General features: G+C 69.3%; 17 protein-coding genes and 1 pseudogene. All 18 read right to left on the bottom strand.

What is annotated here, in order from left to right; all coding sequences use genetic code 11:
* Nucleotides 1-8: 8 nt before the first annotated feature.
* Complete coding sequence (locus tag ACP93_RS01655) at nucleotides 9-2,195, bottom strand: ATP-binding protein (protein ID WP_048489098.1); 2,187 nt, start codon at nucleotides 2,193-2,195, stop codon at nucleotides 9-11.
* Nucleotide 2,196: 1 nt separating this feature from the next.
* A complete protein-coding gene (locus ACP93_RS01650; protein ID WP_043086876.1) occupies nucleotides 2,197-3,333 on the bottom strand; it encodes a cyclic di-GMP phosphodiesterase response regulator RpfG in 1,137 nt (378 codons plus the stop codon).
* Between the two features lie 147 nt (nucleotides 3,334-3,480).
* Nucleotides 3,481-4,998 carry a lysine--tRNA ligase gene (lysS, locus tag ACP93_RS01645; RefSeq protein ID WP_048489097.1) on the bottom strand — a complete coding sequence of 506 codons (1,518 nt, stop codon included), beginning with the start codon at nucleotides 4,996-4,998 and terminating at the stop codon, nucleotides 3,481-3,483.
* 94 nt (nucleotides 4,999-5,092) lie between these two features.
* Nucleotides 5,093-6,218, bottom strand: a protein-coding gene (prfB, locus tag ACP93_RS01640) for a peptide chain release factor 2 (RefSeq protein ID WP_106407040.1) whose coding sequence is annotated in 2 segments (ribosomal slippage) — nucleotides 5,093-6,142 and nucleotides 6,144-6,218 — 1,125 coding nt in all. Because the reading frame shifts where the segments join, the coding sequence is not laid out codon by codon here.
* A 69-nt stretch (nucleotides 6,219-6,287) separates the two neighbouring features.
* Nucleotides 6,288-7,187 carry a LytTR family DNA-binding domain-containing protein gene (locus ACP93_RS01635; RefSeq protein WP_048489157.1) on the bottom strand — a complete coding sequence of 300 codons (900 nt, stop codon included), beginning with the start codon at nucleotides 7,185-7,187 and terminating at the stop codon, nucleotides 6,288-6,290.
* A gap of 50 nt (nucleotides 7,188-7,237) precedes the next feature.
* Complete coding sequence (locus ACP93_RS01630; protein WP_048489095.1) at nucleotides 7,238-10,180, bottom strand: VIT domain-containing protein; 2,943 nt, start codon at nucleotides 10,178-10,180, stop codon at nucleotides 7,238-7,240.
* 306 nt (nucleotides 10,181-10,486) lie between these two features.
* Nucleotides 10,487-12,220: a single-stranded-DNA-specific exonuclease RecJ gene (gene recJ / locus ACP93_RS01625; protein ID WP_048489094.1), complete on the bottom strand. Its 1,734-nt coding sequence runs from the start codon at nucleotides 12,218-12,220 to the stop codon at nucleotides 10,487-10,489.
* Complete coding sequence (locus ACP93_RS01620; protein WP_048489093.1) at nucleotides 12,217-13,137, bottom strand: phosphoglycerate mutase; 921 nt, start codon at nucleotides 13,135-13,137, stop codon at nucleotides 12,217-12,219. Before ACP93_RS01620 ends, recJ begins: the two co-directional genes overlap by 4 nt.
* Before the next feature lie 4 nt (nucleotides 13,138-13,141).
* The gene (gene greA / locus ACP93_RS01615) at nucleotides 13,142-13,606 is read right to left on the bottom strand and encodes a transcription elongation factor GreA (RefSeq protein WP_026143501.1); all 465 of its coding nucleotides are present in this window, start codon (nucleotides 13,604-13,606) and stop codon (nucleotides 13,142-13,144) included.
* Nucleotides 13,607-13,614: 8 nt separating this feature from the next.
* Nucleotides 13,615-16,857 carry a carbamoyl-phosphate synthase large subunit gene (gene carB, locus ACP93_RS01610; RefSeq protein ID WP_048489092.1) on the bottom strand — a complete coding sequence of 1,081 codons (3,243 nt, stop codon included), beginning with the start codon at nucleotides 16,855-16,857 and terminating at the stop codon, nucleotides 13,615-13,617.
* Nucleotides 16,858-16,867: 10 nt separating this feature from the next.
* Nucleotides 16,868-17,311 (bottom strand): DUF6973 domain-containing protein, encoded by a 444-nt coding sequence (locus ACP93_RS01605; protein ID WP_048489091.1) that lies wholly within the window; start codon nucleotides 17,309-17,311, stop codon nucleotides 16,868-16,870.
* Nucleotides 17,311-18,435, bottom strand: a complete 1,125-nt coding sequence (gene carA, locus ACP93_RS01600) for a glutamine-hydrolyzing carbamoyl-phosphate synthase small subunit (protein ID WP_048489090.1) — start codon at nucleotides 18,433-18,435, stop codon at nucleotides 17,311-17,313. Before carA ends, ACP93_RS01605 begins: the two co-directional genes overlap by 1 nt.
* Nucleotides 18,436-18,597: 162 nt before the next feature.
* Nucleotides 18,598-19,314, bottom strand: coding sequence for a 4-hydroxy-tetrahydrodipicolinate reductase (gene dapB, locus ACP93_RS01595; protein WP_048489089.1), 717 nt, complete (start codon nucleotides 19,312-19,314; stop codon nucleotides 18,598-18,600).
* A gap of 323 nt (nucleotides 19,315-19,637) precedes the next feature.
* Nucleotides 19,638-20,354 (bottom strand): annotated as a pseudogene (locus ACP93_RS01590) (MOSC domain-containing protein).
* A gap of 20 nt (nucleotides 20,355-20,374) precedes the next feature.
* On the bottom strand, nucleotides 20,375-21,583 hold the full coding sequence (locus ACP93_RS01585; protein ID WP_048489088.1) for an aminotransferase-like domain-containing protein: 1,209 nt from the start codon (nucleotides 21,581-21,583) through the stop codon (nucleotides 20,375-20,377).
* A 73-nt stretch (nucleotides 21,584-21,656) separates the two neighbouring features.
* A complete protein-coding gene (locus ACP93_RS01580) occupies nucleotides 21,657-21,911 on the bottom strand; it encodes a DUF6587 family protein (protein WP_048489087.1) in 255 nt (84 codons plus the stop codon).
* A gap of 1 nt (nucleotide 21,912) precedes the next feature.
* Nucleotides 21,913-23,772, bottom strand: coding sequence for a ferrous iron transporter B (locus tag ACP93_RS01575; protein WP_048489086.1), 1,860 nt, complete (start codon nucleotides 23,770-23,772; stop codon nucleotides 21,913-21,915).
* Nucleotides 23,769-24,020, bottom strand: coding sequence for a FeoA family protein (locus ACP93_RS01570; protein ID WP_053069646.1), 252 nt, complete (start codon nucleotides 24,018-24,020; stop codon nucleotides 23,769-23,771). Before ACP93_RS01570 ends, ACP93_RS01575 begins: the two co-directional genes overlap by 4 nt.
* Nucleotides 24,021-24,076: the final 56 nt, after the last annotated feature.

Here is a 24,076-nt window from a genome sequence, read left to right as displayed (position 1 = left end):
CGTTTTCCTCAGCGCAGTTCGCCGTCCTGCACGGCGCTCTGCCGCGCGCGCAGATCCAAGGCTTCGCGGCCTTCGGTCAGGCTGGCGTTGAGCGCCATCAGCCGTGCCCTCCACTCGCTGCGCACCTGCCACTCCGGCATCTGCATCAACTCGCCACCGAGGCTGGCGAGTCGCACCAGGCCGAGATTGCTGGCGACGCCCTTGATCGCATGCGCGTGTTCGCGCAGGCGTTCCCAGTGTTCGGCCTCACCGGCGATCTGCATGCCACCGAGGCAGCCTTCGGCATCGTTGAGACATTGCGAGATGAATTCGCGTTCGAACCCGTCGCCCATGCCGAGTCCGGCGAGTTCGTCCAGGACCGACGAATCCAGCACCCCTTCGCTCGACACCACAATTTGCCGCACGTTGGCCTCGCTGCCCGCGCGCAGGCGCCCCTCCATCGCGATATCGGAGAGCGTGTCGAGCAGACGGTTGGCCACCACCGGCTTGGCCAGGAAGGTACGCGCGCCAGCCTGCTCGCAACGCTGGATCGACTCGGGAGTGACGTCGGCGCTGAGCACCACCACCGGCGTACGTGGCCCACCGGCCTGCATCACCCGCAACTGCCGCAGCATGTCCAGGCCGCTCATGCCGGGCATGTGCAGGTCGACGATCACTGCATCGAATTCGCTTTCGGCCAGCGCATCCAGCACCGCCTCCGCGCCGTCTACGCAGATGGCGCGATGCCCGGCCTTCTGCAGCATGCGCTGCAGCACCATGCGGTTGGCGGCATGGTCGTCGGCGACCAGGATGCGCATGCCGCGCACCCGCGCGCGGTGGCGCAGGAACGGATCGGAGAATGCGATGACGTTGCCGTTGGTATCGAACTCCTCGGCTGCCGTCGGCGCGCTGGCCACCGGCACGCCGACATCCGCCGACATCGATGCCGGCACTGCCGCGGCAACGAACGGCAGCTCGAACCAGAAGTGGCTGCCGCGCGGCGCGTTCTCCTGGTAGCCGATGCTTCCCCCCATCGCCTCGACCAGGCCCTTGGCGATCGTGGTACCGAGGCCACTGCCCTCGTAGCGACGCGCCAGGCCGACGTCGGCCTGTTCGAACGCTTCGAACAGGCGCGGCCGCATGTCCGGGGTCACTCCGATGCCAGTGTCCACGATGTCGAAACTCAAGCGCTTCGGCTGGCCATGCTCGTTCTTGTGCAGGCGCACCCGGATGTCGACCCGGCCGGTCTCGGTGAACTTGATGGCATTGCCGGCCAGGTTCAGCAGCACCTGGCGCAGGTGACCCGGATCGCCGGAGAGATAGTCCGGCACGTCCGGAGCGACATCCACCTGGTAGGCCAGGCGCTTGGCGCGTACCTGCGGCTGCAGGATCAGGCTGATCCCTTCCAGGGTTTCGCGCAGCGAGAAATCGCGCTTGTCGAGCCGGAGCTTGCCGGCCTCGATCGCGGAAATGTCCAACACTTCCTCGACCAGCGACAGCAAGCTGCGCGCGGAAGCCTGGATGGTGTTGACGCACTCGCGCTGTTCGGCGTCCAACCGCGTGGTCGCCAGCACCTCGGTCATGCCCGACAACCCGTTCAGCGGGGTGCGGAACTCATGGCTCATGTTGGCCAGGAAGCGGCTCTTGGCTTCGCTGGCGCGACGCGCCTCGGCGGTGGTCGAGGTCAATTGCCGCAACAGCCCGGACAGGTACAGCGGTATGGCGGCCAGGCCGACCAGCAGGCCGATGCCCAGGCCGCGATTGGCAATCCAGTAGTCGCTGGTCATCAGCGTGATGCTGAAACTGGCCACCGCCATGGCCACGGCCAGGTACAGATAGCGGTTGCCGTAGCGCAGGCCGTTGCCGATGGTGACCCACATGATGACGACGTAGATGCAGGCCATCGGTTCGCCGATCGCGCTCATCGCCATCGACATGAGCCCGTAGTCGGCGACCATGCCGATGATCCGGCGCACGTCCGAGCGCTGCGGCCGGGCCAGGATCCAGGTCATCAAGGCCAGGGCCACGGCCTGCGAGATCAGGGTCAGGCCGATGACGTAGGCGCGCTGCCGCGGGGCGATGTCCCAGGTGTGCGAGAACGACAGTTCGTACGCCAGGATCAGGCCGACCATGCAGATGCGGACGAACGCCTGCCCGTGCTCGGTGTCCTTGCGCTCCGCGAACCGCTGCCGCACCCACGTGATCGCCGCGATCATGTCAGACTCCTGGTCGCGCCGAGGCGGTGGAGAATTTCTCGCAGATCACCTGCAGCTGCTCGCGTCCACGGAACAGCGCGTCCACGCAACGCGGGTCGAACAGGCGGCCGCGCTGGGCGTAGAGGTAGGCCAGCGTCGCATCCATGGTCCAGGCTTCCTTGTAGGGGCGCGGCGAGATCAGCGCGTCGAATACGTCGGCGACCGCCACGATCCGCGCTTCCAGCGGAATCGCCTCGCCGACCAGGCCGTCCGGGTAGCCGCTGCCGTCGTAGCGCTCATGATGGCGCAGGGCGATCAGCGCGCCGACCTGGATGAAGCGGTTCTGGCTGCCGCTGAGCAGTTCGTAGCCGATGCGCGGATGCATGCGCATCACCGCCATCTCGTCCTCGTTGAGCTTGCCCGGCTTGAGCAGCACCGCGTCGGGAATGGCGATCTTGCCCATGTCGTGCAGGCTCGCCGCCATCTCGATGACCCGCACCTCGTCCTCGGACAGGCCCAGTTGCTCGGCGATCAGCCCGGCCACGTGGGCCATGCGCTCCAGGTAGGCACTGGTGCCGACGTCGCGGTACTCGATGGCCCGCGCCAACCGCGACAGGGTCTCGCGTTCGCGCTCCTCGACCTCGCGCATGCTGGCCAGCAGGCGCTGCTCCAGCGACATCGCGCGCTGTTTGATGTTCTCGCTCTGCAACCGCAGCTGCAGCAGGTTGTGGCAGCGCGCACGCAATTCGCGCGGGCGGATCGGCTTGACCAGGAAGTCGATCACCCCCGCCTCCAGGGCGGCCTGACGGATCGGTTCGTCGCCGACCACGGTGATCAGGATGATCGGAATGTCGCGGTGCTTGGGCAGCCGGCGCAGGCGCCGCGCGAACTCCAGCCCGTCCATGCCCGGCATGCGGTAGTCGAGCAACAGCAGATCGACCTTGCCGGCCTCGCACCAGGCCAGCGCGGCCTGCGAGTCGCCGAAATCGCGCACGGTCAGTTCCGGGGCGATGTCCTCGATGACATGCCGCAGCATCGTGCGCGCTGAGGTCTGATCGTCGACGATGACGATGTTCAAACGATTGTCGCTTCCGTCCGCCCAGTGGAGACGGTCCCCGTTCGAGGACGCGCCGGAGAGGCTCATGCTGGCATCATGCATCTGCAATCCTCCGCCCGTCGCATCTGCGCGGGCTGCTGAGACGACAACGGGAACGCGCCGGCGCTGACTCACCCCGGCCCGTCCACCTCACTTCCTTTTGCGTGCAACGCCTGGTGCAAGAACCGCGCCACCTCGTCCGCGGCTAGGTTAAGCCTCCGGACGCATGTACGGAAACAGCAGCACGTCACGGATCGAGCTGCTGCCGGTGAGCAACATTACCAGTCGGTCGATGCCGATGCCCAGGCCGCCGGTCGGCGGCAGCCCGACTTCCAGCGCCCGGATGTAGTCGGCGTCGAAGTGCATGGCCTCGTCGTCCCCGCCGTCCTTGGCCGCCACCTGGGCCTGGAACCGCGCCGCCTGGTCTTCCGGGTCGTTGAGCTCGGAGAAGCCGTTGGCGATCTCCTTGCCGTTGATGAACAGTTCGAAGCGGTCGGTGTAGCCCGGTTCGGTGTCGCTGGAACGGGCCAGCGGCGACACCTCGACCGGGTGGTCGGTGATGAAGGTGGGCTGGATCAGGGTGTGCTCGACCGTGGCCTCGAAGATCTCCAGCAGCAGCTTGCCCCAGCCGTAGGACGGCTTGGTGCGGATCTTCAGCCGCTCGCAATGGCGTAGCAGGGCCTCGCGGTCGGTGCAGTCGGCGGCGCTGATCTCCGGGTTGTGGTGGCGCACCGCCTCGTCCATGCGCCAGCGGCGGAATGCCGGCGCCAGGTCGATGTCGGCGCCGTCCCAGTGCACCTGGGTGGTGCCCAGCACCTCGCCGGCGACATCGCGAATGACGTTCTCGGTCAGGTCCATCACCTCGTGGTACGTGGCGTAGGCCTCGTACAGCTCCATCATGGTGAATTCCGGATTGTGCCGGGTGCTGACGCCTTCGTTGCGGAAATTGCGGTTGATTTCGTAGACCCGTTCCAGGCCACCGACCACCAGGCGCTTCAGGTACAGCTCCGGGGCCACGCGCAGATACAGGTCCAGGTCCAACGCGTTGTGGTGGGTGGTGAACGGCTTGGCCGTGGCGCCGCCGGGAATGTAGTGCATCATCGGCGTCTCCACTTCCAGGAAGCGGCGCGCGTCCAGCCAGGCACGCATGGCGCGGATGATCTTGGAGCGCTTGACGAACACCTCGCGCGCCTCCGGCGACACGATCAGGTCGACGTAGCGCTGGCGGTAGCGCTGCTCCACGTCCGACAGGCCGTGCCACTTGTCCGGCAGCGGCCGCAGCGCCTTGGTCAGCAACCGCAGCGCGGTGGCCTTGATCGACAGCTCGCCGGTCTTGGTGCGGGTCAGCCCGCCTTCCACGCCGATGATGTCGCCGATGTCCCAGCCCTTGAAGGCGTCGTAGGCTTCGCCCAGGGCGTTGGCCTGCAGGAACAGTTGGATGCGCCCGGACTCGTCCTGCAGCTGCACGAAGCTGGCCTTGCCCATCACCCGCTTGGCCAGCAGGCGCCCGGCCAGGCGCAGGCTGCGGCCCTGTGCCTCCAGCGCCTCCGCGGTCCAGCGCTCGGTGTCGGCGAACTCGGCCTGCAGATCGCCGGCGAAGTCGCTGCGGCGGAAATCGTTCGGATAGGCCACGCCCTGCGCGCGCAGCGCGGCGAGTTTGGCGCGCCGTTCGGCGATGAGGCTGTTCTCGTCGACGGGAAGGGACGGCGCGGGGGTCTGCTCGGTCATGGGTAGGGGGATGCGTGAGGAAGGGAAAGAATGCACCAGCCGGCGGGCCGTGTGCCGCCGCACGGCCTCCGTCGCCAAGACGGAGGCCGCCGGGTCAGGCGTCGCTGCGTTTGGAGCCGGCTTCCAGGCCGGACTTGAGGCTGGCCTCGACGAACTCGTCGAGGTCGCCGTCGAGCACCTTCTGCGTGTCCGAGCGTTCCACGCCGGTGCGCAGGTCCTTGATCCGGCTCTGATCGAGCACGTAGTTGCGGATCTGGCTGCCCCAGCCGATGTCGGACTTGGTCGCCTCCACCGCATCGCGCTCGGCGTTGCGCTTCTGGATCTCCAGCTCGTACAGCTTGGCGGCCAGCATCTTCATCGCGTTGTCGCGATTCTGGTGCTGGCTGCGCCCGGTCTGGCAGGCCACCACGATGCCGGTGGGCACGTGGGTGATGCGCACCGCCGATTCGGTCTTGTTGACGTGCTGGCCGCCGGCGCCGGAGGACCGGTACACGTCGGTCTTCAGATCGGCCGGATTGATGTCGATGTCGATGTTGTCGTCCACTTCCGGCGACACGAACACCGAGGTGAAGCTGGTATGGCGGCGGTTGTCCGAGTCGAACGGCGACTTGCGCACCAGCCGGTGCACGCCGGTCTCGGTCTTCAGCCAGCCGTAGGCGAAGTCGCCTTCCACGCGCAGCGTGGCGGACTTGATCCCAGCCACTTCGCCGCCGGAGACTTCCATCAGTTCGGTCTTCCAGCCGCGCGACTCGCACCAGCGCAGGTACATGCGCAGCAGGATCTCGGCCCAGTCCTGGGCCTCGGTGCCGCCGGCGCCGGCCTGGATGTCGACGAAGGCGTTGCTGGCGTCCATCTGCCCGGAGAACATGCGCTGGAACTCCAGCTTCTCCACCTGCGCCTGGAAGCGGTCGACGTCGGCCAGCACCGCCTGCGCGGTGGCCTCGTCGTTCTCGCTCTCGGCCAGTTCCAGGAATTCCAGGGATTCGTTCAGGCCATCGAGCACGTTGGCGATGCCGCCGACGGTCTTCTCCAGGCTGGCGCGTTCGCGGCCCAGGCCCTGGGCGCGCTCGGGGTCGTTCCAGACGTCGGGGCTTTCCAGCTCCCGGGTGACTTCCTCTAGACGCTCCTTCTTGGCGTCGTAGTCAAAGAAACCCCCGTAGCGACAGCACCCGATCGGACAGATCGGCGATGCGGTGGCGAATCGGATTGAGTTCGATCATTGCGGCTTTTTCCGGCAGACAAGAGCGCGATTCTAGCAATTCCGGCCGCCGCGCCACAGCGCCGCCCGCCTAGTCGACGGTCGCGGCCTCGCCCTCTCCGGCCGCCACGCGCAGCGCGGCGCGGTAGCGGCGGCTGCACGGCACCTGGCTGCCGTCGCGCAGGTGCACCCGCGCCTCGCCCGCCTCCAGCGGCTCGATCGAGACCACGCTGGCCAGGTTGACGATGTAGCTGCGGTGGATGCGCACGAACCGCGCCGGGTCCAGCCGCGCCTCGATCGCGGCCATGGTGCTGCGCAGCGGGTAGTCGTGGCCGCGCACGCGCAGGTTGACGTAGTTGCCTGAGGCCTGCAGCCATTCGATGTCGGCCGCGGCGACCAGGAAGTCGCGGCCCAGCTTGCGCACCAGGAAGCGCTCCGGGCGCTCCAGCGAACCCACCGGCGGGCCGGCGTCGGGCGCGCCGAGCAGCGCCGCCTCGCCCTGCCAGCGCCGCAGCAGGAACCGGTACATCTCCACGCACAACACGATCGAGGCCAGGCTGCGCACGTCCTTGAGATACTCGTAGGCCAGGCCCTGCGGCCACGAGCCGAAGTCGTAGTGCTGGCCCTGCAGGCGGTAGACCAGGCTGCGCAGGGCGACCATCCCCACCACGTGCAGCACCGACAGCGCCACGCTGCCCAACAGATAGCCGGGCAACCGGCGTCGCCAGGTGTCCCAGTGCAGCGGGTAGCGTCGGGTCAGCAGCACCACCAGCGGCACGATCAGCAGAAACATCAGGTTGCTGGACCACTCCCAGACCACCGGCTCCCACGCGGCGAAGTGCAGCCCGGTCTTGCGGATGTCGATCAGCACCGTGACGCTGTTAGCGGTGGCGTTGATCAGGGTGAGCGCAACCCAGAAGCCGATCTCGAAGCTGCGGCGCCAGGGCTGGAAACGGGAATAGGCGCTGGCGCCGGCGGACGGATCGGACATCGCGCCAGTGTAGCGCGCCGGCATTGCCACGCCGGCGCGCCACGGGCGGATCAGCGCACCTCGAACTCGCCGACCAGCACTGTCTCCTTGCGCTCGGTCAGGCGCAGCGTCACCTGCTGGTCGCGTTGCGCGGCCGTGCCCCAGCCTGTGCTCAGTTGCAGGTGCAAGGTGGTGGCGCCGGTGACCAGCGGCTGGCGCTCGCCGAAGAAGTTCGCTTCCACCTTGTACTTGCCGGGCCTGGCCTTGCGTAGCGAGAACTCCTCCGGCCCGTAGCCGCCGGTGAAATCCGGCGACAACTGGCCACCCTGGTAGGTCGCACGATTGCCGTAGTAGCAGCGCTCGCCGTTGGGGTCGGTCACCCACAGGTCCATGTCGCTGTCGTCGCTGTCCCAGTTCAGCACCACGCGCAGGTCCAGCGGCAGGTTGCGCAGCAGCCGCGGATCGATGAAGCCGGTATCCGGCCGTTGTGGTGCCCGCGCCACGATCGCGTTCAGTTCGTTGAGCGCGATCATGCTCACCCCGTCGAAGCGCGGATCCCAGCCGCGCACCACCACCTGGTACAGCTGCGCGATCGCCGCCTGCGCGTCGCCGCGCGCGGCATAGGCCAGGCCCAGGTCACGAAAGCTCTGTGGCTCCTCCTCGCCCAACCGCAGCACCTGCTCGAACACCGGCACCGCCAGATCGGCACGGCCGGCCTGCAGCAGCCGGTAGCCGAGCACGCGCAGCACGTGGCGGTTCTCCAACTGCAGTTCGGCCAGGTTGGATAGCACGCGTAGGGCCAGGTCGCGCTGGCCGCGCGCAAACAGTACGTCGGCCACATCCAGATAGAACGCCACGCTGTCGGCGTGCGCGGCGCGTTCGCTCAGGTACAACGGATACACCGCGTCAGCGGGGGCCGCACGCAGGCGCCGCGCATACGGCGCATCCGGCTGCCAGGGCTGCAGGGCCAGGGCGATCGCGGGTTCCCCGCTTGCGTCGGTCGCCGGAGCTGAAGCGACCGCGTCGGCAGCAACGGTCATCGCGTCCAGGCCCGCCGGTGCAGCCAGCGTCCGAGCCGGCGCCGGCATCGCAGCAGGAGCCGGCGGCGCTGCCATCGGAAGCGCCAGCGATTCGGACGCCGATGCCATGCGCGCAAGGTTCTGCCCGGTCACCTCGGCGCGGCCTTGCTGCTCCTGCGCGACCAGCTGCGGCGGCGCGCCCTTGGGAAACTGGCGCTGCCACCAGGCGATGCGCTGCGCGAATGCCTCGGCAACCCGGTCGATGCGTTGCTTGCGCGTTTCGACGTGTATCCGCTGCTGTTGCGCCTGCGCACGCGCCACCGCCGCGCGCAGCGCTGGCGGCGCCGGGATGTCGTAGCGGACGTAGTCGTCGACGTTCTCCAGCACCAGCAGCGAGGTCTCGGCGCTGACCAGGCCGAAGCGCGCGGCCAGCGCCTGGCGACGCGCCGCCGAACCCAGCGGATCGGCGGACAGACTGCGCAGCATGGCCCGCGCCCAGGCGCCCGGCACCAGGTCTCCAGGCACGTCATCGACCTGGCGCAACGATAGCCGCACGTGCCGGCGGCTGGCGGCCGTGGCGATCTCCAGGTGCAGCGCCGCATCGGCCCCGAGCAGGCGCCCGGCGATGCGCAGGTAGCCATCGTCGGCGTAGCGCGAATCGGCGACCAGATCGGCGACCTGGCTGCCGTCCATCGCGACCAGTTCGCCGCCACGCTGCAACAGGCGTTCGCTGGCGAGCTTGACTCCCTGCATCCCCTCCAGCGCGATTGCGCGTCCGCCGCGTGCTTCCGCGATCGCCGCCAGGCGTGCGGCATCGGCGTGCACGCCGGCCGAGTCGATCGCATACAGGCGTTGTCCCGGCGCCAGCGGCGGCAGGGTCTGCGTGCCGTAGTTGCCCAGGCCATCGCTGAACAGCAGGTACTCCTGCACCTGCGCCGCCGGTTGCCAGGCGCCCAGCGCGCTGGCGCCGTCGGGCTGCTCGGCCTGCAGCGCCGCCTTCAAGGCGCTCCAGTCGCCGTTGCGCACCTGGAACCTGCGCGGTGCCGCGGCGCGGTCGCGCAGCACGATCAGATCGACCTGGGCCGTGCCGACCGCGGCGAAGTAGCGCTGCAGCAAGGCCAGTTCGGCCGGGATATCGCGCTGCCGCGCAGATCCGGACGCATCCCAGAGCAGGCCGACGCGCTGCGGCAGCGGGCGCGGGGCATGCAGGTCGGCGACCGGCACCAGCGCCTGGAAGTAGCGCTGGCCGTCGTGGATGCCAGTCGCCACGCGCGGCGTCGCACTCGCGCGCAACGATAGCGCCAGTTCCTGCGGCAACTGTGCCGGGGTGCCGGACCAGGTCGCGACATAGCCGTCGTCCGCCGTCGGCAGCAGACGCAGGCCGGGCGCAGCCATCGCAGGCGTGGCGGGCGCTGCCTGCGTGCTCAGCTGCACCTGCAGCGAGCGCGCGCTGGCCGCATACGCCAGCGGCAACCGCCATTGCCAGCCGGCGGCGGTGCGCGGCAGCGATTCGCGATAGACCAGGCGCACATGGCGGCTGCCACGCGCCGGCAGCGGGTAGACGCGCAGCCGGAACTGGTTGCCGGCGGTCTGCTCCAGGAGACCAGGATCCACGCCGCGCCGCTCGACCGCCTCGAACACCTGACGCCCGCGTGCCTTGGGCACCGGCACGGCGTCGCGCATCTGCCCGTCGATGTCCAGGGCGAACCCGCTGAGTTGCTGGCCCTCGCGTAGCGGGAACGTCAGTTGCCCTTCCAGCACCCTGGTATTGGGATTGAAGAATTCCAACTCCACCGTGGTCTCGGCCAGGCCGGCGGCGGCCTGCGCACGCACCGACACCGCGCGCAGTTCGACCGGACGTTCGCCGGCGTCGGTGTGTAGCAGCGGCGCTACCAATTGCCGCTGCGGCACGGACTGCGCTCCGGCCGGGACCGCAGCGAGCACCGACCACGAAAGCAACAACACGCACACGCCTTTGCGCACGATGGACCACATGGATCACTCCTCGATGGGACGGTATGGCTTGAACGTCCGCCGTGGCGCGATGGGGTTGCTTGTGTGCGTCAAGACCTCATGCGATGCGTAACCCCTCTCCCATCAGGAGCGGGGTTAGGGTGAGGGTGCGGCGCACAGCGTGCTGCTTTGGCTGTGCGCGGCTTCGCCCGTACCCTCATCCGCCCCTGCGGGCCACCTTCTCCCGAGGGGAGAAGGGAAAGCAAAGCCCCTCTCCCACCGGGAGAGGGGTTGGGGTGAGGGTACGGCGCGAAGCGGTGCCACACGCGCAAGCAGACCGTAAGGTGCTCAGCTCCCCAGTGGCAGGCAGTGCTCCACCACCAGTTGCACCGCCTCGCCGCCGCGGTAGTCGTCGGCAACCAGCCGATAGGCGATGTGCACGCGGCGGCCAGGTTCGCGACCCTGCCAGCCATTGAAGTGGATCGCGTTCAAGGGCTCCGCGCGGCCGGGGCAGCGCAGGCTCAGCTTGAGATGGCGCTCCTTCAGCACGCGCCACTGCAACACCTCGAATTCGCCGTCGAACAGCGGTTCGGGAAAACCCTGCCCCCACGGCCCGCCCTGTCGCAACGCCTCGGCGTGGCGATGGTCGAGTTCACGCGGATCCAGTGCGCCGTCGCTGAGCAGTTCGGCCTGCAGCAGTTCCGCATCCAGGCTGGCCAGCGCATGCGCGCGGAATACCTGCTCGAACTCGGCCAGCGCGTCCTGGGGCAGGCTCAGGCCCGCGGCCATGGCATGGCCGCCGAACTTCTCCATCAGGCCCGGCCGTTGCGCCTCCACCGCCGCCATCGCGTCGCGGATATGGAAACCGGGAATCGAACGCGCCGAGCCGCGCAACTGGGTGCTGCCCGGCTCGGCCGGAGCGAAGGCGATCACCGGCCGATGCAGACGGTCCTTCATCTTCGAGGCGACCAGGCCGATCACGCCGGGATGCCACTGCGCATCGAACAGGCACACCGCCACCGGCGGCTGCTCGGGCGCGGCCAGCAGCGCCTGCGCCACGACCGCTTCGGCCTCGTCGGTCATCTGCTGCTGCACGGCGCGGCGCTCGGCGTTGATCTCCTCCAGCGTCGCGGCGATCGTGCGCGCCTGCTGCGGGTCTTCGCACAACAGCAGTTCGATGCCCAGGGCCATGTCCTCGAGCCGGCCAGCGGCGTTCAGCCGAGGGGCCAAGGCGAAGCCGATGTCGCTGGCGCTGAGCCGCGCCGGGTCGCGGCCACTGGCTTCGATCAAGGCGCGCAGGCCAAGGCAACCTTCGCCACGCTGCAACCGGCGCAAACCGGCCGAGACCAGCGCGCGGTTGTTCGGGTCCAGCGGTACCAGATCGGCGACGGTGCCGACCGCGACCAGGTCCAGCAGCACGCCCAGGTCCGGCGGCGCCGCCGCGAACGCACCGCACACGCGCAGGTGCCGACGCAGTGCCAGCAGCACGTAGAAGATCACCCCGACGCCGGCCAGCATCTTGCTCGGGAACGCGTCGCCGGCGAGATTCGGATCGACGATGGCGTCGGCCGGCGGCAAGGCCGGCCCCGGCAGGTGATGGTCGGTGACCAGCACCTGCCAGCCCAACGCCTTGGCCGCGGCGACGCCGGCGTGGCAGGCGATACCGTGATCCACCGTGACCAACAAATCCGGCTGCAATGGGGCCAGTTCCGCCACCAGCGCCGGCGACAGCCCGTAGCCGTGGACCATGCGATTGGGCACCGCGTGCAGCACCTGCGCGGCGCCGAGCAGGCGCAGCCCGCGCACTGCCACCGCGCAGGCGGTGGCGCCGTCGCAATCGAAATCGCCGACCACCAGGATGCGCTTGCCCGCGGCGATCGCCTCGGCGAGCAAGGCCACCGCCGCGTCGATGCCGCTCAGCGCGTCCGGCGGCAGCAGTTGCGCCAGCTTGGGCTGCGCCAGGCCACTGTCGTGCGCGCCACGCGCAGCGTAGATGCGCTGCAATAACGGCAACGTGGCCTCGCTCCACGGGCCGCCCGCGGCCGCCACCGGCCGCCGCACGATGCGCGCGAGCGAACTCATGCGTCCAGGCGCGACAGCGGCCGCCGCCACAGGCGCCAGCGTTGCGCGGGGGCGATGCGGAAACAGGTACCGTCCTCGAAATCCAGTTGCAGTTGCTGCAACTCGCCATCGCGCAGCGCCTGCAGCAGCGGCTGCACCACCTCGCCGACGAACTGTTCGGGCGCGCGGAGCTGACGCAGGTCGACCAGCGCATCGACCCGCGGCGCCTGCGCATCGGCCACGCCGGCGGCCTGCGCCAGCGCGCGCAACAGCGGATCGCGGCTGCGCACCTGCGCATGCGCGGTGCCGACCGTGGCCGGCAGGCGGCCGCCGCCCCAGAACCACAGCGAATTGATCGCCGGCTGCCCACGCGCCACGCGCTCGCGGTTCCACGGATGCTGATGCAACACGATCTGCGCCTCGGTCAGCAGCGCACGCCAGCGGCGCGCGTCCTCGCCCTGCGGCAGATGATCGAACAGGTCCGCCCCGAGCACCTGCGCCGGCGCCGCGAATACCGGCAGCACGCTGTCGGCCGGCAGGCGCAGATACCAGCGGGTGGGATCGGGCGCGTGCAGGATCAGCCCGCTCTCGGCGAACACGCCCTGCACCGCTGGCAACAGCGCGTCCAGGTCCACCGCGTCGAGCGGCAGCATGTCGCCATGCGCCATCAGCCGCGCGCCCTGCATGTCCGGCACCACGTAGGCAGGATCGGCGCGCAGCCACAGGCCGTCGCCGGCATCGCCGGCGTCAAGCTGGCGGGTCAGTGCCGCAGCCGGCAGCGATGCCTCCGCCAGTGCGAAATGGCGGCGCAACTGCGCCTCGCCGCCCGGCGTGGCCTGCGTGCGGTCGGCACGGCCGAACGCGCGCGCCACCTCGCCGGCCAGCACGGCGCCGGCCAGGCGCACCCGCTCCGGCAACAGCAAGGTGGCGACCGCCATCGGATCAGCCGACGTAGGCGACGCTGACGATCTCGTACTCGCGGCGTCCGGCCGGGGCGTCGATACTGACGCTGTCGCCTTCCATCTTGCCGATCAGCGCACGCGCCAGCGGCGAGGAGATCGCGATCAGGCCCAGCTTGATGTCCGCTTCCAGATCGCCGACCAGCTGGTAGCGCTTCTCTTCGTCGGTCTCGACATCGGCCAGGGTCACGGTGGCGCCGAACACCACCTTGCTGCCGACCGCCAGCTTGCTGACGTCGATGACCTCGGCGTGCGACAGCTCGCTCTCCAACTGCTTGATGCGGCCTTCGATGAAACCCTGCTGCTCGCGCGCCGCATGGTACTCGGCGTTCTCCTTGAGGTCGCCGTGCGCGCGCGCCTCGGCGATCGCGGTGATGACCTCGGGACGCTTGACCGACTTCAGGTGATCCAGTTCCTCGCGCAACCGCTGCGCGCCTTGCATGGTGATCGGGGCTCTCACGCTTCCAGCTCCTTGTGCAGTTCCTGCAGCGCCCAGACCGGACCGGTGCCGCGGAATTCCAGTGAATGCACCAGCGCACGCGCGCCGGCGACCGTGGTCGAATAGGTGACGCGATGCTGCAAGGCTTCGCGGCGGATCGAGAACGAGTCGGAGATCGCCGCCCGGCCCTCGGTGGTGTTGACGATATACACGATTTCGCCGTTCTTGATCAGATCGACGATGTGCGGGCGGCCCTCGGCGACCTTGTTCACCTGCTCGCACTGCAGGCCGTGCTGCTGCAGCCAGGCGCAGGTGCCGCGGGTGGCGACCAGGGTGTAGCCACGCTCGACCAGCGCCTGCGCCACCGGCAGCACGCGCTGCTTGTCCGGATCGCGCACCGACACGAAGGCCTTGCCCAGCGGCGGCGCCTTGATGCCGCCGGCTTCCTGCGCGCGCGCAAACGCCGCGCCGAAGCTGCGGCCCACGCCCATCACCTCACCGGTGGAACGCATCTCCGGGCCGAGGATCGGATCGACGCCCTGGAACTTGGCGAACGGGAAGATCGCCTCCTTCACCGAGTAGTAGTCGGGCACGATCTCCTTCAGCGCGCCCTGCTCGGCCAGGGTCTTGCCGGCCATGCAGCGCGCGGCGATCTTGGCCAGCGGCACGCCGATCGCCTTGGACACGAACGGCACGGTGCGCGAGGCGCGCGGGTTCACTTCCAGCAGGTAGACGATGTCGTCGCCGGCATCGTTGACCTGCACCGCGAACTGGGTGTTCATCAGCCCGACCACGTTCAGCGCCTTGGCCAGTTCGACCACCTGGCGGCGCAACTCGGCCTGGGTGGCCGGCGACAGCGAGTACGGCGGCAGCGAGCAGGACGAATCGCCCGAATGCACGCCGGCTTCCTCGATGTGCTCCATGACGCCGCCGATCAGCACCTGTCCGTCCTGGTCGGCGATGATGTCCACGTCCACTTCCACCGCGTTGTCGAGGAAGCGGTCCAGCAGCACCGGCGAATCGTTGGAGACCTTGACCGCGTCGCGCACATAGCGCGCCAGGTCGGATTCGCCGTAGACGATCTCCATGGCGCGGCCGCCGAGCACGTAGCTCGGGCGCACCACCAGCGGATAGCCGATCTCGCGCGCCAGCACCAGCGCTTCGTCGGCGTTGCGGGCGATGCGGTTCGGCGGCTGCTTCAGGCCGAGCTTGTCGACCAGCTGCTGGAAACGCTCGCGGTCCTCGGCCAGGTCGATCGAGTCCGGTGAGGTGCCGATCACTGGCACGCCGTTGGCTTCCAGCGCGCGCGCCAGCTTCAGCGGGGTCTGCCCGCCGTACTGCACGATCACGCCCTTGGGCTGCTCCAGCTCGACGATCTCCAGCACGTCTTCCAGGGTCAGCGGCTCGAAGTACAGGCGATCGGAGGTGTCGTAGTCGGTGGACACGGTCTCCGGATTGCAGTTGACCATGATGGTCTCGTAGCCGTCCTCGCGCAGCGCCAGCGCCGCGTGCACGCAGCAGTAGTCGAACTCGATGCCCTGGCCGATGCGGTTGGGACCGCCGCCCAGGATCATGATCTTGTCGCGGTCGCTCGGCGCGGCCTCGCACTCGTCCTCGTAGGTCGAGTACAGGTAGGCGGTGCTGGTGGCGAACTCCGCCGCGCACGAGTCCACCCGCTTGTACACCGGGCGCACCTTGTGCGCGCGGCGCAACGCGCGCACCGCAGCCTCGTTGGTGCCGCACAGCTCGGCCAGGCGCGCGTCGGAGAAACCGGCGCGCTTGAGCGTGCGCAGGCGCGCCGCGTCCAGCGCGCCGAGGCCGTCGGCGGCCAGCTGCGCTTCCTGCGCGATCAGGTCTTCCATCTGGTCGAGGAACCAGGGATCGATGAACGACAGCCCGTGCACCTGCTCCACGCTCATGCCAGCGCGGAAGGCGTCGGCGACGTAGAACAAGCGCTCCGGACCGGGCGCCTTCAACTCACGCTTCAGCGTGGCCAGGTCGTCTTCGCTGCTCAGGTCCAGGCCGGTCGGATCCAGCCCGATCTTGCCGGTCTCCAGGCCGCGCAGCGCCTTCTGCAGCGACTCGGAGAAGGTGCGGCCCATCGCCATCACCTCACCCACCGACTTCATCTGCGTGGTCAGGCGCGCGTCGGCCTGCGGGAACTTCTCGAAGGCGAAGCGCGGAATCTTGGTGACCACGTAGTCGATCGACGGCTCGAACGAGGCCGGGGTCAGCCCGCCGGTGATCTCGTTCTTCAGTTCGTCCAGGGTGTAGCCCACCGCCAGCTTGGCCGCGACCTTGGCGATCGGGAAGCCGGTGGCCTTGGAGGCCAGCGCCGAGGAACGCGACACGCGCGGGTTCATCTCGATCACCACCACGCGGCCGGTCTGCGCGTTGATGCCGAACTGCACGTTGGAGCCGCCGGTGTCCACGCCGATCTTGCGCAGCACCGCGATCGACGCATCACGCAGGCGCTGGTATTCCTTGTCGGTGAGGGTCTGCGCCGGCGCCACGGTGATCGAGTCGCCGGTGTGCACGCCCATCGGGTCCAGGTTCTCGATCGAGCAGACGATGATGCAGTTGTCCGCGGTATCGCGGACCACTTCCATCTCGAACTCCTTCCAGCCCAGCACCGACTCCTCGACCAGCACTTCGCTGGTCGGCGACAGCTCCAGGCCGCGACCGACGATCTCGATCAGTTCCTCGCGGTTGTAGGCGATGCCGCCGCCACTGCCGCCGAGGGTGAAGCTGGGGCGGATGATGGTCGGGTAGCCAACCGTGGCCTGGATCTCCAGCGCCTCTTCCAGGGTGTGCGCCACTGCCGCCTTCGGGCACTCCAGGCCGATCTCGCCCATCGCCACGCGGAACAGTTCGCGGTCCTCGGCCATGCGGATGGCCTCGCGCTTGGCGCCGATCAGTTCGACGCCGTACTTCTCGAGCACGCCGTGGTCGGCCAGGTCCAGCGCGCAGTTCAGCGCGGTCTGCCCGCCCATCGTCGGCAGCAGCGCGTCGGGCTTCTCTTTGGCGATGATCTTCTCGACCGTCTGCCAGTTGATCGGCTCGATGTACACGGCGTCGGCCATGTTCGGGTCGGTCATGATCGTGGCCGGGTTGCTGTTGACCAGCACCACGCGGTAGCCCTCGTCGCGCAGCGCCTTGCACGCCTGCGCGCCGGAGTAGTCGAACTCGCAGGCCTGGCCGATGACGATCGGGCCGGCGCCGATGATGAGGATGGTGTGGAGGTCGGTGCGCTTGGGCATGGGGGGATTCTCAGTAGAGGCGGTCCTGCCACGCCGCGGGGGCGCGCCAGGTGATCTGATCGGACGAACGCGCATCGATCGCGCCATGGTCGACCGCGGCGCGAACCTCGCGCTGCATCGCGGCCCAACTGCTGGCGGTGGCGCCGATGCGCGCGCCGATCCGGTTGTTGTGGGCGTCCATCGCCCGGCTCGCCGTGCCGCGGCCGTCGCGCTCCATGACCGCGGTGACCCAGTCCACGCAGCGCGGCGACAGGGTGTAGGCGACCACGGCGCTGGCCAGGCTGTGGCGGTACGCATCGGCAGGGCCATCGCGTCCGCCCGGCAAGCCGGCGCTGAGCCACTGCGGATACACCGCGCCCAGCACGAAGGCCGGATACGCGGCCAGCACCAGCAACGCCGTGGCCGGCCACCGCCAGCGGCGGGTCGGCGACGGCATGGCCGGCGCTGCGGCCATCAGGCGGCGGCCGCCATCAGCGCGGTGAAGCGATCGAACAGCGGCGCCACGTCGCGCGGACCCGGCGAGGCTTCCGGGTGGCCCTGGAAGCTGAAGGCCGGCGCGTCGGTGAGCGCAATGCCCTGGTTGCTGCCGTCGAACAGCGAGCGATGGGTGACGCGCACATTGGCCGGTAAGGTCGCCTCGTCCACCGCGAAGCCGTGGTTCTGCGAAGTGATCATCACCCGGCCGCTGTCCAGGTCCTGCACAGGATGGTTGGCGCCGTGGTGGCCATGGCCCATCTTCAGGGTCTGCGCGCCGGCGGCCAGCGCCAGCAGCTGGTGGCCCAGGCAGATGCCGAAGGTCGGGATCTTGCGCGCCAGCAGTTCCTTGATCGCGGCGATCGCGTAGTCGCAGGGAGCCGGGTCGCCAGGGCCGTTGGACAGGAACACGCCATGCGGGTTCATCGCCAGTACCTCGGCGACCGGCGTCTGCGCCGGCACCACGGTCACCTCGCAGCCGCGCTCGGCGAGCATGCGCAGGATGTTGTGCTTGACCCCGTAGTCGTAGGCGACGACCTTGAACCTGGGCTCGGCCGTCACGAACGCGTTGCTGTCCAGGTCGAGCTGGCCGTCGCGCCAGGGATAGGCGGTGTCGGTGGAGACCACCTTGGCCAGGTCCATGCCCTTCAGTCCCGGAAACTTGCGCGCTGCTTCCAGTGCGGTGTCCACGTCGACCTCGCCGGCCATCAGCGCGCCGTTCTGCGAGCCTTTCTCGCGCAGGATGCGGGTCAGCTTGCGGGTGTCGATGCCGGCGATGGCGACCACGCCGCGCTGGATCAGCCAGTCCGGCAGCGCCACCTGGTTGCGCCAGTTGCTGGGACGGCGCGGCACGTCGCGCACGATCAGGCCGGCCGACCAGACCTGGGCGGCCTCGTCGTCCTGGTCGGTGCAGCCGGTGTTGCCGATATGCGGATACGTCAGCGTGACCAGTTGGCGGGCGTAGGAGGGATCGGTGAGGATCTCCTGGTAGCCGGTCATGGCGGTGTTGAACACCACTTCGCCGACGGACAGGCCGGCAGCGCCTACGGATTCGCCCTCGAACACGGTGCCGTCTTCAAGGACAAGGATTGCGGGTTGAGTCACGGGGTTCGCCTTGGGGAGAGAGGAACCCTGCCCCACCAACTTGCAGGCTGCAAGAAACCGCGAACTCGGCGCTTCTCCGGGTCCGTGGCGATGGGTAACAGGCGAGCGAGAATTGTACCGGCGCGGGGCGGTCCGCGCCAGCCGTTTATGTGAAAACCACGTTCAGCCGAGCAGGTCGCGCAGCCGGTAGGCCCCGGGCGCACGTCCCGGCAGGCGCGTGGCGGCATGCAGCGCGCCGCGGGCGAAGATGTCGCGGTTGCTGGCGCGGTGCACCAGTTCGACCCGCTCGCCGAGTCCGGCGAACTGCACCAGATGTTCGCCGACGATGTCGCCGGCGCGCAGGCTGGCGTAGCGCGGGGTGGCGCCACCCTGCACTGCCGCGTCGCCGAGGGTCAGCGCGGTGCCGGAGGGTGCGTCCTGCTTGTGCACGTGGTGGGATTCGACGATGTCGCAATCCCAGCCCGGCAGCGCCGCGGCGGCCCGCTCGACCAGATCGTGCAGCACCGCAACGCCCAGGCTGAAGTTCGATGCCCAGATGAAGGGGATGCGCTCGGCGGCCGCAGTCAGCGCCTGCCGCTGCGCCTCCTCCAGCCCGGTGGTGCCCGACACCAGCGCCGCACCGCGCGCCATGCACAGCGCCAACACCGGATCGAAGCCCTGCGGCAGGCTGAAATCGATCGCCACGTCGAAGGCCGGCACCCCGCCCAACTCGGCCGCGGCGAAGTACGGCACCCCGTCGATCACCCGCTGTGCCGGCGCGCGCCGGACCACGGCAGCCACCACCTGCAGCGCCGGGTCCTGCGCGGCCAGCCGCAACAACGCCTGGCCCATCCGGCCGGACGCACCATGGATCAACACACGCAGCGGAGAAGTCGTCATCGGCACAAGGCTAGCGGTTTGCGCGCGGGTGCGACAGAGGGCGCGTGCGCCGGAGACGCACGTGCCCGACGAGGAGCCAGTGCGGCACCTCGGAGGCGGCGATGCTTCACTCGTCGCGGCTGAAGCCGCTCCCACAAGGGGTGGCGACCCTGGAAGTGACCGAAAAGATGGCGGGCGAGGCGCTCAGCACCTGGAACCTAGCACTTGGCACTTGGCACTTGGCACTTGGCGCCAGGAGACATCGCAGCCGATCGGGCATGCCCCTGTCGACGCCACCGCTCCTGCCAAAGAGGAGCGCATACTCGCCGGATCAATCAACCGCCCTACTCGGCCGCCGCCTGGCCCAACAGGCGCTTGTCCCAATCCTCCACCGCGCGCTGTGCCAGGCGCCGCTCGAACAGGGTGCGCCAGTTCGGCACCAGCGGCAGCGCCAGCACCTCCTGCAGTTGCGCCGGGTCGATCTCGCGGCGGTACAGCAGGCCGACCAGGCGTGCCAGCGACCACTGCGGATGCGGGCGCTCCAGCAGGGTCAGACGGTCGCCGGCGGCGACGTTGCCGGGTTGCAGCACGCGGTAGTACCAGCCGGTGCGGCCGCTGTCCTGCACGCGCCGCGCCAACGCGGCCACGCCGAACCGGTCGGACAGCTTCCAGCACGGCTGCCGCGACTGCGACACCTCGACCACGGCCGTGCCCAGGCGCAGACGATCGCCCAGGCACAGGTCGGCTTCGGTCACGCCGCAACTGCTGAGGTTCTCGCCGAACGCGCCCGGCGCGTCCAGCAAGGCATGCGCACCCAGTTCCTCGCGCCAGGCCGGGTAATGATCGCGCGGGTAATGGTGCAAGGCCTAGTCGGGGCCACCATGCACGCGGCGGTCGCCCTGCTCGTCCAGCTCCAGCCCCTCCAGGCCGATGCGCAGGCGCCCGGCCTGCGGCCGCTTGTCGATCGCACTACGGCTGCCTGGGCGGGTGAACGCCTGCGCGCGGCCGACCAGGACCGCATCGATGGTCCACGCCGCAACGGCGGAATCGGACGACGTCATCGACGGAGGCGACGCCGGACTCAGGCCGTCGCGCGCCGATGCGCGGCGACTTCGTCCTGCAACAGCGCACCGAGAATGCGCACGCCGGTCTCGATGCGCTCGGCCGGCACGGTCACGAACGACAGCCGCAGGGTATTGCGCTGCGGCGCGACCGCGAAGAACGGCGCGCCCGGCACGAAGGCGACGTTGCGCTCGATCGCCTTGCTCAGCAGTGCGCTACCGTCCATGCCCTCCGGCAGTTCGACCCAGATGAACATGCCGCCGGCCGGGCGGTTCCAGCGCACCTGCGCCGGGAAATACTTGGCCAGGGCGGCGAGCATCTGCTCACAGCGGCTGGCGTACAGCGCGCGGATGCCGGGAATATGCGCATCCAGGAAGCCGTCCTGCACCGCCTCGTACACGATGCGCTGGCTGAACGATGGCGTGTGCAGATCCGCGGCCTGCTTGGCCTGCACCAGCTTGGCGTGCACCGCTTCCGGCGCCACCAGGTAGCCCAGGCGCAGGCCCGGGGCGAACACCTTGGAGAACGAACCCATGTAGATGGCGCCGTCCGGATTCATCGACAGCAGGCTCGGCAGCGTGTCGCCGCTGTAGCACAGCTCGCCGTAGGGATCGTCCTCGACGATCGGCACCCCGGCCTCGGCCGCACGCGCCACCAGCGCCTGGCGCCGATGCAGCGGCAGGCGCCGCCCGGTCGGATTCTGGAAGTTCGGCAGCACATACATGAAGCGTGCGCCGGCCAGCTGCGCATCGTCCAGCGCGTCCACCACCACGCCGTCGTCGTCCGACTGCATCGCCGCGAACGCCGGCTGGAACAGCGAGAACGCCTGCAGCGCGCCGAGGTAGCTGGGCGTTTCCACCAGCACCTTGCTGCCTTCGTCGATGAACACCTTGCCGAGCAGGTCCAGGCCCTGCTGCGACCCGGTGGTGATCAGCACCTGGCTTGGCCGGATGTGGGCGCCGTCGCGGCTCAGCCGCGCCGCCACCCATTCGCGCAGCAGCAGATAGCCTTCGGTCGGGCCGTACTGCAGCGCCGCCTGCGGCGCATCGCGCAGCACCTTGGCGCAAGCCTCGCGCATACGCTCGACCGGGAAGGTATCCGGCGACGGCAGGCCACCGGCGAAGGAGATCACTTCGGGACGTTCGGTGACCTTGAGGATTTCGCGGATCGCCGAACTGGTCAGCGCCTGCGCACGGCGGGAGAACTGGAATGGGTTGGTCATCGGCATAGGATAGTCGCCGCCCTCGCCGCGCGCATGTGCGGCGCACAAACGGGCGCCGGCCGGCAACGGGTGGCGTGGCTCAGTGCCGCCGCGGCGGCGTCGGCCAGCAGCTGTCGCAACCGCCGCAGGCGCCTGCGCCGGCGGTGGGCGCCGGCGCGATGCGGCGACCGAGGGCCTGCAGCCACGCCGCACGGTTTGGTTTGAGCAGGCGCACGGCGATGGCGCCGCGCAGCGTGCGCGCGGTACCGGGGAACTGCTTCTTCAGCACCACCCAGGCGCTGACCAGCACCGCCAGCGCGATCACCAGGTACTGCAGCAGCAGCGAGGTACTCATCTCAACCGGCTCCCAGCGCCACCGCGACCTGGTAGGTGACCAGCGAAGCCAGATACGCCAGCGCGAACAGGTAGAACGCGGCGAAGCTCATCTGCTTCCAGGAATTGGTCTCGCGCTTGATCGTGGCCAGGGTGGAAATGCACATCGGCGCGTAGATGTACCAGACCAGCAACGACAGCGCGGTGGCCAGCGACCAGCCGTCGTGAATCAGCGGCGACAGCGCCTGCGCGGCGGCATCGTCGTCGGCCGCCGACAGCGCGTAGACCGTCGCCAGCGACGACACCGCCACCTCGCGCGCGGCCAGGCCGGGAATCAGCGCGATGCAGATCTGCCAGTTGAAGCCCAGCGGCGAAAACACCGTGGTCATGGCGTGGCCGATGCGGCCGGCGAAGCTGTAGTCAATCGCCGGCAAGGTGGCGTCGGCCGGCGGCGCCGGGAACGACAGCAGGAACCACAGCAGGATGGTCAGCGCCAGGATGATGCCGCCGACGCGCTTGAGGAAGATCGCCGCACGCTCCCACAGGCCCAGCGCCAGATCGCGCAGGTGCGGCACGCGGTAGGACGGCAGCTCCAGCAACAGCGGATGCTCGCCCTTGTCGCGGCGCCACTTCTTCATCGTCCACGACACCGCCAGCGCACTGGCGATGGCGGCGAAGTACAGGCCGAACAGCACCAGCCCCTGCTGGTTGAACACGCCCCACACCTGCCGCTGCGGAATGAACGCGCCGATCAGCAGCGCGTACACCGGCAGGCGCGCCGAACAGGTCATCAGCGGCGCCACCAGGATGGTGGCCAGGCGGTCGCGCGGGTCCTGGATGCTGCGGGTGGACATGATCCCGGGCACGGCGCAGGCGAAGCTGGACAGCAGCGGGATGAACGACCGCCCGGACAGGCCGGCCGCGGCCATCATGCGGTCGAGCAGGAACGCCGCGCGCGGCAGATAGCCGGATTCCTCCAGCGCCAGGATGAAGGCGAACAGGATCAGGATCTGCGGCAGGAACACCACCACCCCGCCGAGGCCGGCGATGATGCCATCCACCAGCAGGCTGTTCAGCGGCCCCTCCGGCAGGGTTCCGCCGATCCAGGCGCCCAGCGCCTTGGTGCCGCCTTCGATCAGGTCCATCAACGGCGCGGCCCAGGCGTAGACCGCCTGGAAGATCAGGAACATCACCACGGCCAGGGTCAGCAGCCCGGCGACCGGGTGCAGCAGCCAGCGGTCCAGCGCGTCGTCGATGCGCGAGGTGCGGGTCGGCATCGACACCGCCGCCGCCAGGATCGCGCGCACCTGCTGGTGGTAGTCGCCCTGCCCCTCGCTCGGCGCCACCGCCGGCGGCAGTGCCGGCGCCAGCGCGTCCAGCCGCTCGACCAGGGCGCGGGCGCCGTTGCGGCGCACCGCCACGGTCTCGATCACCGGCACGCCCAGCGCCTGCTCCAGCGCCTGGCGGTCGATCTGGATGCCGCGGCGCTGCGCCGCGTCGACCATGTTCAAGGCCACCAGCATCGGCTTGCCCAGCTCGCGCAATTCCAGCGCGAAGCGCAGGTGCAGGCGCAGGTTGGTGGCATCGACCACGCAGACCAGCACGTCCGGCGCCGGCTCGCCCGGGTAGAAGCCGCGGCACAGGTCGCGGGTGATCGCCTCGTCCAGGCTGGCCGGCTGCAGGCTGTAGGCCCCGGGCAGATCCAGCACCGCGAACTCGCGCCCGGACGGCGCGCGGAAGCGGCCCTCCTTGCGCTCGACGGTGACGCCGGCGTAGTTGGCGACCTTCTGCTTGCTGCCGGTCAACTGGTTGAACAGCGCGGTCTTGCCGCAGTTCGGATTGCCGACCAGGGCCAGGCGCAGCGGCGCGGCCACCGCGCTCACGAGCGCACCTCGTCCAGCGCGCCCACCTGCACCCGCGCCGCCTCGCTGCGCCTTAGCGCGAATCGGGTATAGCCCACCTGCACCAGCAGCGGCTCGCCGCCGATCGGCCCGCTGGCCAGCACCTGCACCTGTTCGCCGGCGACGAAGCCCAGCTCGCGCAGACGCCGGGCGATGGCGTCGTTGGGCTGGCGGTCGTGCACGGATTCCACGAGGGCGCTGCTGCGCAACGGCATGTCGGACAACGTCACAGCACGTTCCGTCGATAAGAATGGTTATCAATTGTAGCATCGCCGCGGCGCGTCAT

The sequence above is a fragment of the Xanthomonas sp. NCPPB 1128 genome (genome assembly GCF_001043115.1).
GTDB lineage: Bacteria > Pseudomonadota > Gammaproteobacteria > Xanthomonadales > Xanthomonadaceae > Xanthomonas_A.
Note: the sequence above shows the minus strand (reverse complement) of the source record. Positions and strands in the feature narration are given on the sequence as shown.

Excerpts from the sequence above, each read along its gene's own strand:
- carB (WP_048489092.1), bottom strand. The coding sequence starts at position 16,857 with ATGCCCAAGCGCACCGACCTCCACACCATCCTCATCATCGGCGCCGGC.
- ACP93_RS01620 (WP_048489093.1), bottom strand. The coding sequence starts at position 13,137 with ATGGCGGTCGCCACCTTGCTGTTGCCGGAGCGGGTGCGCCTGGCCGGC.
- ACP93_RS01630 (WP_048489095.1), bottom strand. The coding sequence starts at position 10,180 with ATGTGGTCCATCGTGCGCAAAGGCGTGTGCGTGTTGTTGCTTTCGTGG.
- recJ (WP_048489094.1), bottom strand. The coding sequence starts at position 12,220 with ATGAGTTCGCTCGCGCGCATCGTGCGGCGGCCGGTGGCGGCCGCGGGC.
- ACP93_RS01585 (WP_048489088.1), bottom strand. The coding sequence starts at position 21,583 with ATGCCGATGACCAACCCATTCCAGTTCTCCCGCCGTGCGCAGGCGCTG.
- ACP93_RS01580 (WP_048489087.1), bottom strand. The coding sequence starts at position 21,911 with ATGAGTACCTCGCTGCTGCTGCAGTACCTGGTGATCGCGCTGGCGGTG.
- ACP93_RS01650 (WP_043086876.1), bottom strand. The coding sequence starts at position 3,333 with ATGCATGATGCCAGCATGAGCCTCTCCGGCGCGTCCTCGAACGGGGAC.
- dapB (WP_048489089.1), bottom strand. The coding sequence starts at position 19,314 with ATGACGACTTCTCCGCTGCGTGTGTTGATCCATGGTGCGTCCGGCCGG.
- lysS (WP_048489097.1), bottom strand. The coding sequence starts at position 4,998 with ATGACCGAGCAGACCCCCGCGCCGTCCCTTCCCGTCGACGAGAACAGC.
- ACP93_RS01635 (WP_048489157.1), bottom strand. The coding sequence starts at position 7,187 with ATGTCCGATCCGTCCGCCGGCGCCAGCGCCTATTCCCGTTTCCAGCCC.
- ACP93_RS01655 (WP_048489098.1), bottom strand. The coding sequence starts at position 2,195 with ATGATCGCGGCGATCACGTGGGTGCGGCAGCGGTTCGCGGAGCGCAAG.
- ACP93_RS01605 (WP_048489091.1), bottom strand. The coding sequence starts at position 17,311 with ATGGCCGCAGCGCCGGCCATGCCGTCGCCGACCCGCCGCTGGCGGTGG.